General features: G+C 36.6%; 15 protein-coding genes and 1 pseudogene. 2 read left to right on the forward strand and 14 right to left on the reverse strand.

All coding sequences use genetic code 11. The annotated features are described in order from the left end of the window. Positions 1-238: 238 nt before the first annotated feature. Complete coding sequence (locus AB5Z12_RS16720; protein ID WP_173719184.1) at positions 239-454, forward strand: helix-turn-helix domain-containing protein; 216 nt, start codon at positions 239-241, stop codon at positions 452-454. A gap of 102 nt (positions 455-556) precedes the next feature. Here the strand turns inward: AB5Z12_RS16720 and AB5Z12_RS16725 are convergent, their stop codons facing one another. The 7 genes and pseudogenes from AB5Z12_RS16725 to AB5Z12_RS16755 all read right to left on the reverse strand — a co-directional run bounded on the left by AB5Z12_RS16725 (position 557) and on the right by AB5Z12_RS16755 (position 6304). Further along, entirely contained in the window at positions 557-1159 is a 603-nt protein-coding gene (locus tag AB5Z12_RS16725; RefSeq protein WP_368357410.1) for a hypothetical protein, read from the reverse strand. Positions 1160-1268: 109 nt separating this feature from the next. Continuing rightward, positions 1269-2372 (reverse strand): hypothetical protein, encoded by a 1104-nt coding sequence (locus AB5Z12_RS16730; protein WP_368357409.1) that lies wholly within the window; start codon positions 2370-2372, stop codon positions 1269-1271. A 15-nt stretch (positions 2373-2387) separates the two neighbouring features. Continuing rightward, positions 2388-4166: a hypothetical protein gene (locus AB5Z12_RS16735; RefSeq protein ID WP_368368713.1), complete on the reverse strand. Its 1779-nt coding sequence runs from the start codon at positions 4164-4166 to the stop codon at positions 2388-2390. Beyond that, positions 4167-4802: a hypothetical protein gene (locus AB5Z12_RS16740; RefSeq protein ID WP_368368714.1), complete on the reverse strand. Its 636-nt coding sequence runs from the start codon at positions 4800-4802 to the stop codon at positions 4167-4169. A 75-nt stretch (positions 4803-4877) separates the two neighbouring features. After that, complete coding sequence (locus AB5Z12_RS16745) at positions 4878-5630, reverse strand: hypothetical protein (protein ID WP_368368716.1); 753 nt, start codon at positions 5628-5630, stop codon at positions 4878-4880. 3 nt (positions 5631-5633) lie between these two features. After that, positions 5634-5699: pseudogene (locus AB5Z12_RS16750) on the reverse strand (zinc-ribbon domain-containing protein); the annotation flags it as partial. 134 nt (positions 5700-5833) lie between these two features. Then, positions 5834-6304, reverse strand: coding sequence for a hypothetical protein (locus tag AB5Z12_RS16755; protein WP_368357405.1), 471 nt, complete (start codon positions 6302-6304; stop codon positions 5834-5836). Positions 6305-6462: 158 nt separating this feature from the next. Between AB5Z12_RS16755 and AB5Z12_RS16760 the strand changes: the two genes are divergently transcribed. Next, entirely contained in the window at positions 6463-6768 is a 306-nt protein-coding gene (locus AB5Z12_RS16760) for a helix-turn-helix domain-containing protein (RefSeq protein WP_368357404.1), read from the forward strand. Positions 6769-6826: 58 nt separating this feature from the next. On the opposite strand, the gene AB5Z12_RS16765 is transcribed toward AB5Z12_RS16760, so the two are convergent. From AB5Z12_RS16765 to AB5Z12_RS16795, 7 genes are all read right to left on the reverse strand, one after another. Then, positions 6827-7081, reverse strand: coding sequence for a hypothetical protein (locus tag AB5Z12_RS16765; protein WP_147422327.1), 255 nt, complete (start codon positions 7079-7081; stop codon positions 6827-6829). 157 nt (positions 7082-7238) lie between these two features. Continuing rightward, positions 7239-7643: a HEPN domain-containing protein gene (locus AB5Z12_RS16770; protein WP_173736473.1), complete on the reverse strand. Its 405-nt coding sequence runs from the start codon at positions 7641-7643 to the stop codon at positions 7239-7241. After that, positions 7636-7971, reverse strand: a complete 336-nt coding sequence (locus AB5Z12_RS16775) for a nucleotidyltransferase domain-containing protein (RefSeq protein ID WP_368357403.1) — start codon at positions 7969-7971, stop codon at positions 7636-7638. Before AB5Z12_RS16775 ends, AB5Z12_RS16770 begins: the two co-directional genes overlap by 8 nt. A gap of 551 nt (positions 7972-8522) precedes the next feature. Further along, positions 8523-9137: a sugar O-acetyltransferase gene (locus tag AB5Z12_RS16780; RefSeq protein ID WP_195478372.1), complete on the reverse strand. Its 615-nt coding sequence runs from the start codon at positions 9135-9137 to the stop codon at positions 8523-8525. Between the two features lie 11 nt (positions 9138-9148). Beyond that, positions 9149-9751, reverse strand: coding sequence for an HD domain-containing protein (locus tag AB5Z12_RS16785; protein ID WP_368357402.1), 603 nt, complete (start codon positions 9749-9751; stop codon positions 9149-9151). Between the two features lie 88 nt (positions 9752-9839). After that, on the reverse strand, positions 9840-10751 hold the full coding sequence (locus AB5Z12_RS16790; protein WP_368357401.1) for a helix-turn-helix domain-containing protein: 912 nt from the start codon (positions 10749-10751) through the stop codon (positions 9840-9842). Positions 10752-10904: 153 nt separating this feature from the next. Then, positions 10905-11861 carry a ketopantoate reductase family protein gene (locus tag AB5Z12_RS16795; protein WP_118583213.1) on the reverse strand — a complete coding sequence of 319 codons (957 nt, stop codon included), beginning with the start codon at positions 11859-11861 and terminating at the stop codon, positions 10905-10907. Between the last annotated feature and the right edge of the window lie 161 nt (positions 11862-12022).

The following is a 12022-nucleotide window of genomic DNA, read 5'->3' on the forward strand; positions in this document are numbered from 1 at the left end:
CTATTTAAACACTATAAGCATTTTTATTAAATACACTTTTGCTTACAATCTGCTCATATCAGCTCTCAACAGCTCCAATTACGGTTCATATAAGTGTTTGAGCTTGAAAAAACTTTATATGGCATTTGAAATTCATCTATAGCATTTTTACAGGACTGTTCTGCTTATATTTATTTCTTACAAAACTAATCTTGCTCACATATAAGTAAAACCAAATATCAGACAGGAGGTAACTATTATGTCAACTACATCTAATTCAGTGCCTGCAGGGAAGGAAAATTCTATTTTGACTGTTTTAAGTGTCTCAGAAGTTGCTGAGTATCTCGGCGTGGGTAAGAACAGAGTTTATGAATTGCTTAATGACGGTAGCCTTAAAGGATTCCGTATGGGGGCTACCTGGAAGATCAGCCGAATGGCTTTGGAGAATTATATTTTGAATGCTTCGGAACTTTAATTCAAACAGATTTTCATTATTAAAACAAAAAAATGATGCTGTCTCACAGCACCATACCTTATCTATATTTTAGAGGGTGATCATCGATCACCCTCAATTTATTTAACTAAAGTTTTTGGTAGCGTTAAACAGTTTGCTCCAATAAGAGCTTGATTTTAATCGCTTCTGCTTATTAAATATTTTGTAATAAGCATCTATTGAAATTTCTTTGCCAGCTTTAAGATATTTTGACTCGTAGCCATTAAGCCAATCGTTTACATCTGTCAATTTCTGCTTTGGATTAGATACCAATTTACCTTTTACGACATTATAAAATTTACTTTCTAATATCTGAATGCCAGAATCATCATTATCATAATTTGTTGTTATAAGAAACTGTTTTTTGTATCTACTTACAGATGCATTTTTAAATACATACCTTCGTATTTTGCTTTTATAGATAGTATATATTATGCACATATCCTCATCCAAATTGGTAACAACATGCTCTGGATATCCATCTTTATTAATATCCATATCATACATATAGCAATCGCTACCAAGCTTATAACTCTTACTATATTTACCATAGTAAATAGCATTAAACAGTTTCTGAGAAGCTTTCTTACGCTGGTTGTAAGTTGTTCCAGCACTTACCGGTACAGCCATAGCAAAACACAAAATAGCAGAGATTAATAATACAAACAATCTTTTTTTCCTTGACATAATAGCATCCTCCTTGTATAAAAGTTTTTAGACAAAAAAGTATACACTTCTCTGACCTGATAACATATACCTTTACAACATATGCTTAAAATCCAATAATTAAATACCGTCACTCTTCAGGATATAAATAAAAATAGTCTCCAAATCTTGGAATAAATGTTTCAATGTACTCTTCCTCTCCATTAATATACGGAGCTAAGCTCATACAGAATGTTTCTGACTGAATTTGAGATACATTACTTGGAAATGCAGTACCAAGTTCAACTAATTCCTTGCCTTGCCATATAAATTTGTAAGTATAGTAGCGACCATCCGGATCATACTCCATAGTTATATATGAATCATCTCCAGCTAATCCACCTGTAATTTTATATTTCCCTGAAAAATCAGCTGCCCTTAAATATAAATCATATGCCGATGAGTTTTTATGGAAAATCTGATAATCTCCTGTATCAGGATCTGTAAACGTCAATGTATCAACCGTATCATCAGTTACATCCGAACAAGTCATTTCAAGAACCTTTATTCTTCCACTTTGATATATATCGTACGTATCATCAGTTTCAAAGTTCATTTCTGCCATGAGCATAATATCATCGCTCAAAATAATATCATAAAACTTATTGTATAAATCAATAACAGTTATCGTTGTACCATCATCGGCAATATATTCTCCTTCTGGATGTATATCTCCCCATAAATGAGTTGGTCCTTCCCAAGCAGAGCTAACAGTAAAATTTTCCAGGCAAATCTGTATACTGGAATCTGAATAAATAAATCGATTATTATTCTCATCAAATGCTAAAAAAGCCCCATTATCATCTACCCATTTTTCCTGATCTGAATCAAAATATAATTCGACAGGATGTTCATTTGATGCATATAAATCATCTCCCAGTAAACTTTGCATAGATACAAAAATGCTGTTGCTCTCTCCTGGATATATGCAAATATAAAGTGTATCCCCCAGTCCTGATCCATAATACAGGTCTGTTTCTTCACACCCGGGAGTAGTATAATAAAAACCATATGGATCTCGAATATCTCCTAATATTCTCTTCATTGTTTCATTATACCAATCATCAGCAGCACTTTCTGATTCTGTCTGATTAGCAGTATAAGCCCCAAACGCCTCTACATTTTTCATTTGAATAGATATACCCAGGATTACTAAACATGTACCCAATACTGTTTCTAATGCTTTTTTTCTCATAGGCCCCCTCCTTTGTCATCCTTCTAACAACGAATAATCATTTGCATACGCGGTCATTATTTCATTCGGATATGTGATATAATTCTCATCATAATTTATGCTGTCCGATAAAATCAATTCTTCCTCTAGCTCTGAACCATTCTTTGTGATTCGTGTAACCTCTTCTAAGCCTTGATTACCCCAGACTGCATAAATTCCATTGCCATCCGGAGCTTCATATAACACAACCGGTCTGGCAAATGATCCAATTCCAAGTCCCAACCCATAGTCATTCACACAATATACATCATTAATCCAATCTGCATTACATGTACCTTCTGAAAGAATCAGCTCTTTTACACCATCATTGTCAAGATCAAACAGAGTATATTTGCAAGACTCTCCATAATGTTTATATGCATCTTCAAGTATATACTGGAATGCTGCACGATAATTCACAGTATTTCCTGATGATTCAAGTACACATGAATATGTTTCCGAACTAATACTTGGAATTTTAATTTGTATATCAGAACCATTCAATATGTAATCCGAATAATCCATTATAAAATCAGCTGACACTATTCTATATCCAAGATTCCCAGTACAAATTGCAGTTGAAGAACTTGTATCAATGCTTGTTCCATTTACAGATATATCATAAGAAAATAATTCGCTTTCTTTATCATATCTCAAATTTATAGTAGCATTAAGATCTTTAATACTATATGTACCAGAATATATATCTTGATTCAATGCTCCATCAAAATAATCTTCTGAACGTTTTAGATAATATTCATTTTCATCTTCACCGAACAACGAATATACGCGAATGGCAGTTGCAATTCTATTTTCATCTAAATCTACTCCATCAATATAATACTCCGTACCATCTATATTAATCGTGCAATCATTATAAATATATTCGCCAAGTGTCTTCTTTTCTCCAATTACGGTGGTTGTCCCGTCTTTCGTTTCTAACATGACGCAATAGTATTTCGTATTATATAAGTTGTATATATACACCGTCAAACCATTATTCATCCCAACTTCTGACACAAAGGCTCCTTCAAGCATAGGATCTTGATAGCTATATTGTTGGTGCGAGCGGTCATACAAAGCAGCACTTTCTGATGTAATTTCTTCTAAGCAAACTCTAATTTTGTCGTTCGTAAAAACATACTTACCTAAAGCAGAATCGTATTCCAACAAAATATTGCCTTTGCCTTCCCATCTTTCTTTTTCTGAATTATATTTTACTTGTATCGTATCGTCTAAGCTATCATTTATAGCTGCTGTAATATCAATAATCGCATAATTTTCCTTGTTATCCAAAGATTTTGATATTACAAATCTAATGCTGTCGTGATGTTTTTCTCCCCAGTAATCATCCATATCCTCGCATTTAGGTGTTGTATAGTATACACCGTAAGGATTAGAGATTTTCTCCGCTTTATTCTCTTCAGATTTTTTCCCGAATCCCTGTATAGCTTTTAATCCTGTTTCCTGTTCGTTATCTTGTGTCTCTTGAGTTTCATCAGACTGCTCATAATCATTTGACTCTGAATAACTCTCATCATAATCATCAGTTGATTCTGCAAAATTTTTCACGCCACTATTTGATCCAGAAAAACTGTTTTCCTCATATTCGTTATTATACGTATACGAGTCGTTGTTTTCAGTTTCACTTGAACTATTCTCGTCATAAGCCAGGCTATTAGCACTAACAGTTACATGTTCCACACTGCCCCATACCGCAAAGCTACACAGACTAAAACAAGCACATTTTAGTCCCCATATATGAAATCTGTCCATTTATTTCCTCCATTTTTTCGGTAGACAATCAAATATACGCGTCTTGACATTTCCCCAAATCTTTATATTTTCATCAAATTCTCTATGTACCGTTGAAATGTTCCAAAGCAATTCTAATCCTCGTGGCAACATTACCCACTCTTTTACTTTATATGCCCAACGAAAACATACTAGCAGTAGCCCTTTACCAAACTGAAAGCTCGACCAATCTGAAAAATCTGCCAAAAATTCAAACATTTCTCCAGCATATCTTAAGCAAACAATTCCACATAGAATTTCAACAATCGGATATATCCAACTTAGTGCCTTTTCTAAATCACTTATAGTCGTTCTACTAATTCCAAATGTTTTCATTTCTGTATTTCCAGCATATTTTTTTGTAAGCCATTCCCTCGCTTTTGTTAAGCCAGCACATATAACAATATAAAATATAATATGCCCCCATGATCCGTCCATCACCTTGGGAACACCATCAACGAGCATCAGCCATGTAAGTAACAATTCTGCAATACTTATTCCTATTACAAGAAGAAGCAAATAACGTTTGAAAAAAATTTCGTATGCCGGTTCTACTATTTTCCCAATATTGTCATACCCTATTTCACTGTTATTTTCTAGCTTATCCTTATCAATCAACACATTTCCGCATTCAGAACAATAGCATTTGTCTTCAGAATAAAATTTATTACACTTTTCGCAATATTTCATACTCTATTTACCTTTTTCTAAATATTTAGCAATATCCGCATTATCTAGTTTCAATAAATCCTGAGTGGTTAAATCCATAGATGATAAATCATCTTTAAATTCATTTACATCATTTAACATAATTTCCCTTAGACCATACTGATCAAGATAATCTTTCAGTTCATCTGTTATAGTGTATTTATCCCCATCTATCATAAGGGTGTATTCGTCTTTTCCGACATCATACATTACAATTGTCAAATTTCCCTCTGGAATTTCCGTATCAAAATAGATATTTATGTCATTATCAGTGAATCTGTATGCAAATGTACCGTCATTTCCAAGTTCATCAGTACCAATGCAAGCAGAAAAGCATTCTTGTATTTCAGGTTCAGCAATTCTTACCGAAACATTTTCTTCTGAGTACCGAACTTCCCAGTCATCTCCTTTGTAAAAACTATAATTTGTACCATCCCACTGTTCGAAATATTCAGATTGTAATGACGTATTTTCTTTAAGTTTTTCAATTATATCTGTCTTTTCTGGGCTAAGCTTATTTTTATTCTGGTTTCCGGAAACGGCATATCCCACAACGCATAACGCAGCTGCAGCAATAACAACATTTCTTACCAAATGAGACTTCTTTTTAGGAACATCTTGATTTTTCTCCATATTGTCTTGCTTAGTATTCTCTTTTGGCTTTTCCTGTACCGTTGCTCCGTCAGTCTGTGCCTCAGGTAAAACCTCTTTCTCAACTTTGTTTTCTGTTTCGATCACCTTAGTTCCACAATATGGGCAGAACTTATTACCTTCCTCAATTAACTTACCACAATTTTCACAATACATATTCTCCTACCCTTTCTCGCATATTCGTTATTTTTATACGTTTATACGTATTATTTTACAATATATTTTGTTTAATCTCAATAAAAAAAGACATTGAATATAGCTTTTTTCTATAGTTCAATGTCTTTTCCTTATTATTCTTTAATCTGTGGCTGTGAATTAACCGGATTGATAGAATCTTCCTTTCTAATTGAATCCTCATTTTCTGATAATGATTTATTCATTTTTTTATTGATATCCATAACATTACGAACCAGCATGACGCCCATCATCTGTAATTCAAAAATGAAGCGCATTGTTATTGGTCCAACGATTAAAAGTACCAATCCTGTTGTAAAGTTACTCTGATCCCCGAAATACGTTTCAGTAACTGAGAACATCATAAAAAACCCAAAACATACGCACATAACTGTTCCCACTACAAATAAGAACTTTAAGATGTCCTCTATATACAACCTCTTAAAATTAAAATAATTATGTAACCACTGTAAATACTTGTTGTCCAGTTTGCCATCATATTTCTTTGGCAATACCTTCACATATAACAGCACGATTATTGCTACTGTTGCGATCATTCCTATTGTTGCTGCAATTCCAATTGACATAAAACAGTCCCCCTTCTTTTCTCTTATGTACTTACTATTATAACAGCTTTTTTTTGTTATTCAACTAATATTCGTTATTTTAATACGATATAGCATATTATTTTATCACTGTTTTTCCTCTACTATAAACCATATACTAACAGAAAGACGGTGATATTATGGTGCCTGTACTTGATAGAATTACAACCTATCGTAATCAAAAAGGCTGGACAGAATACCAGCTTGCAACAAAATCTGGTCTGACTCAATCAACCATCTCTTCCTGGTATCGGAAAGATTTAGTGCCTTCAATTCCTTCTCTTGAAAAAATATGTAGTGCTTTCGGAATTACCCTCTCACAATTCTTTTCTGAAAACGGGGAACCCTATGTTCTTACCAAAACGCAGAGAAATTTACTTGAAGCTTCAACAGCCCTCTCAGAAGAACAACAGCTTGCATTAATCGAATTTATAAAGACTCTTTAAAAGGCTATGCGTATTCCCCACGCATAGCCTTCTCTTTAACACCTTGTATCATTTGAACCTATTCCCTTTTGCATTCCATAAAAAGCTGAAAGGCACACTTGAAGCCTTGTGTAAACCCAATTTCTTCTCCTATCTCAGCAATCGCAAATGCCAGATCAACGCCTTCTCGTCCAGTTTTATCTTCAACCTGGATAGAAGCCTTGTTATTTTCCAGAAGTTTTCTGACTTCTGACAGTAATTTTTCATCCTGCCAGCCGCTCCGTCCCAGTTCTTCCAGTTCCATGTCATACAATTTTTTTATCATACTGTCCATAATGTTCTGAACCTGCTCTGGTTCCAATTCTCCCTTCTATGAGCATATCTAAATATTTACACCTTGCTACAGATTTGAAGATATAAAAAAAGAGACCAGAATTCAAATTTCCAGTCTCTAATCAATCTTATTCCTGTTGCAGTTATATCCCGCTTCCTTAATATTGGACATTTTGCCCATCCAAATACTGTTTTACCTCAGTGATAATAAACTCAGCTGCTGCATACTGCTCTGTCGCATCTGCGGCGGATGCAATATAAAAGTCATCATAATCGCTAGTTTCACGCTCTTGTTTCAATCTTCCCAGCTTTTTTCCGATTTCTCTTGGAAAAATATCTGTTGCAACATATGTCTTATTAAAATATGCAACAGCATCTTTATGTCTCTTAAAATCTACCTCTTCTAAAGCCAAAACCGCCTTCACCGCATAAAAAGCGGCATAATAGCTACGGTTTATTGAATCCTTATAATGTTGACTTTCCAGACATAACGCAGATACCCCCAACGTCTCGATTGCGCTTCTCATGCGATATATACACAAATCAACTTTCTTTTCACTCACTGACTACTACCCCCTCATCTCTCACATTTCGATAAAAAGGTAACGTATCTACCCAATATTCATACTGTTCTTCATTTTTGATAACCGGAGATATTTCAATTCCTGTGCGCATCTCCACATCAAAAGCCAGATCGTAAATATCATTTTTAATAGCTCTGATTTCCTCGTCAGACAATTTTACCAGTATCATAATATCTACGTCAGAATTATCTCGATAATCCCCCCTGGCATATGAACCATATACAATAACTTTTGTCAGCTTTTCACCCAGCATACGCTTCACTTCCTGGGAAAATTTATATATAATACTACTTACATTTTCTGGCATACAATCACTTCCTTACTGATAAATGGTTCCCGTGTTCTCTTTTTCTCAGTATAGCATATTTTTCTATAATATTTCCACTTATTTTGCTTTTAATGCAATTACACTGAAACAGATAAAAACAGGTCAATCCATAGGTCAATTTTATCTGGACACCTCCGCCAACCCTTATTTTATGGGCATTCCAGCCTAAAAGTATAGCGGACTCTGACTCCGTCATTTCAAGGTTCGAATCCTTGTAGCCCTGCTAAGTGGAGCACCTCAGATGAGGTGCTTTTTTCGTATTATGAAAGTCCCGGAAGCCGCGTAGTTACTGGCTTTCTGGGACTTTTAAAATTTTTTCTGAAATTGAACTAATCCATTTTTAAAGGATTATCTAATACATAGTACAAAGAAATATACTCATCACCATTTCATTCCATTCTCTAATGATTAGTCTATCTGTTTCAAGAACAACACCTGTTAAATCAACATTTGCATTCATAAATCTATCACTCCTCAATCAAATTGCTCGGTCAGTTATATTTCGGTATTTCCAGACTCTAATCAATCTTCTATAATTCCCCAATTACTTCATGCTGCCACCATTCCCTGTCTGTATCAAAATAACGTATCACCCTGCATGGATTCCCTACTGCAACACAATTAGGAGGGATAGGGCGGGTAACTACGCTTCCAGCCCCTATCACGCTGTTTTCTCCTATAGTGACTCCGGGAAGAAGAATACAGCCACCGCCAATCCAGACATTGTTTTCTATCTCTATCGGACGTGCATAGGTTCTGAAAAATGTTGTCTTGCGTTCCCTCCAATCCGGCACAAGCCTTTCCTGTGGCAATACAGGGTGCGAAGATGTATACATCTGCACATTTGACGCGATCAATACCCTGTCACCAATCCGGATAGTTTTGTTATCCACAAAGGTACAATTCATATTGATTATCACATCATTTCCCAAAAATATATTTTTCCCATAGTCACAATGAAAAGGCGTGTCGATTACCACGTTTTCTCCTATTCCACCCAACAGCTCCCGAAGAATGGAAGTGCGTTTTTCTATATCTCCATAATCAGAAAAATAATATTCCCTTGTTAATTCCCTTGTGCGGGCAATCTGCTTTAACGTATCACTGTCCGCAGTTTCCAAAAAATCACTGGATTCGTAATACACAATATCCCTCCTTAACGAAAACTGTTTTCCACAATACCTGGAAGCAGAGAATAGATAGAACAGCCGATCTGATTTTCAAACTGTTCTTTAATCTCTAAAATCTTTTTCCACCTGTCTATTGTCGCTGTGTGAACACCGTACCGTATTGTCACGTCTACAAATCTCTTTTCCAAAAGACAGAACCCCGTCGGCATAGCCAATGCGTCACATAACTGTACAAGACGGTCATAATCATCATATACCGCATTTGCAACAAATTCTTTCATAAACAGGTAATCCTGATCACTGACATCAAACTCACCAATAGATGTAGCAATATCCTGTATCATAAATGCGTGGGATATACATATCTGTGCAGCTTTTTCCCATCCGCGCTCCATACAGTACCGATAGCCGTCTATCAGATGCCTTTCCGAACTCACTCCGGCATAGCGTCCAATATCATGCAACAGCCCGAAAATATATGCCTGTTCAGAAGATAAATCTTTACAGTGTGATGCGATGTTTTTACAGGCTTCGGCTACAAACCGGGAATGATCTGCCCATGCTCCCGGATTGGATTCTGACGCTTCCTTTAATGCCAATTCTGCAGTCTGAATATTTAGTTTTACCACTTTGCGCTCACCTCCTGTAAATTGCTGATTTACTTTACAGGTATCATTATAATGCAAAAGACATAGGAAAAATATTTCTTTTCCGCCATTATCTATCACTATTCTGCCATTTCTTTCTATATTCTATAGGTGAACATTGTGCGTATTCCCGAAAAATCTTTCCAAAATAACTGCTGCTCCCTAAACCACACTCATGACTGATAACAGTAACAGCTTCCTGCCCCTTTGCCAACATCTGACAGGCAACTTGTAAACGGTAAGTTGTTATATACTCGACGGGTGTCATGTGCAGACAGTCATGGAACACTCTATAGCATTCCCTTTCGCTTAAATATGCTGCCGCAGCAAGTTCCGGAATAGATATTTTTTCTCTGTAATGTTCATGAATGTATATCATCAGCAGCTTTATTTTATCGTTGCTTTTGTTACGTTCCCCTTTCTTTTCACGCATAGAACGAGAAAGTTCAAAAAGCATGAGCCATATTTCCGTTAGGGCTTCCCGCAGTTTTATTTCATATCCAAATTCATCACTGGATAAACGAAATGAGGCAGCAAGCAGTTTCAAAATCCTTTCTTCTTCTGCATTGCCCAGAAAAAGCGGGATTACCTCGATCTGCGGGGCTGTTATGACAGGTGCAATATATTTTTGTTCAATCCTGCTTCCCTGTTCTCCGGCAAGTAGGGAAACATCGAAAATATGAAGTAGCTGTATATTCTTTTCTCTCTGCGATATTGCTTTTGTCCTATGGAGTACATTGGGATTTATCATGCCACCGCTTCCAGTCGGAAACAATATTTTTCCTCTTGGCGTATCATATTCAATGCTGCCACTTTCCATATAAAAAAGTTCCACTGTCCTGTGCCAGTGCCACGGTACATAACCCCCTATATACTTGTCGAGTTCTGCCCTCGAAGCGATATAGGGAAAATCTTTTTCAAAACCGGGAAGCAATTCTTCCTTGCTTCCAGTATAAAATTCAATGCTATGGATATTTTTCATGTCTGTTCACCTACACATCCGGGATTTTGTATCTATTTTATGGATTAAATATACTGGTGTGGGTACAAGAGAGTGCAGCCGATGCTTTGAATACGGATTGCAAAATCAAGCCATTTATCGTTCATTTTTGCGCCTCTCAATAGCCGTAATTCTTTACCTGGAACAGGTTACTTCTCCATCCTCTTTGCTATAGTCAAACTTCCCATCATTTTTCTCTTCCAAAGCTTTTATCATATGGTAGGTATATTCATTATACGGCGTAGGAATCCCAAGTTCCCGCCCCATGCGGACCAACGCGCCTGAGAACATATCAATCTCCGTATGGCGTCCCGCATCCAGATCCTGCAGTGTGGAATATCTGGCTGATGGGGGAACGGCACTTCCATGTCCAGAGGATGCAGCAGCCTTACTTATATCAATTCCTTTTGCAGAAGCAATGGCTTCCAGTTCTCTTCTAAGTCCGTCGCTGATTGCTTTCATATGAACGCTGTCCTGGTAACAGCCAACTCCTGCCCCTAGAATTGCCTGGGGCAGATTATTGCATACATTCAGCCGGAATTTGCTCCACATTTCTTCCCTGATATATTCTGTAGATCGATAATGCAGTCCGGTATCTGCAAAAAGAGCCTCAATGGCCTGCACACGTTCACTGTCATAGGGTGCGCAAGGCTCTCCGAAAATAATGCCAATGGTGGTTTCCGGGTTAAAACAATATCCATTTTCCTCTTTATGGGAAGCAACTTTTATTACCGAATAGATCACATGGGAAGCTCCAATTTCATCGGAAATCAATTTCTCACTGTCCACGCCGTTCATAAGACTCATGACCGTGGTATTCTCTCCTGTAACCTGGCGGATGCTGTCCATTGCACCTGGCAGCGCTCCATATTTCAAAGACACGATCAGCAGGTCTATCCCTTTTGCTTCCTGGGGTGTCCATACTTCCGGATGATAAACCTCATCATTGATCGTGCAGCCTTTTTTCAATTTCTCCGCACGCTTACCCTCTGCAAGAACTCCCAGCCGGATATCCTTCCGCCTGGAAAGCCCCCATATCACATAAGACCCAACCGCACCTGCGCCAAGAACTGCAACTGTTTTTATCTTCATTGTCTTAACCTCCCATGTATATTTTCCCTTCTAGACAGATATTACTATTTTATCATTATCTGATAAAAACTCCATACAAAAATTCTTGCTTTTTTCTACTTGACTCCACAATCCAGGCGGTCTATTCTTTAAACAGACATAAGATTGAGAATCTTTTCGCA

It is taken from the genome of Ruminococcus sp. RTP21358st1_G6_RTP21358_211008 (assembly GCF_040908885.1).
GTDB lineage: Bacteria > Bacillota > Clostridia > Lachnospirales > Lachnospiraceae > Blautia_A > Blautia_A faecis.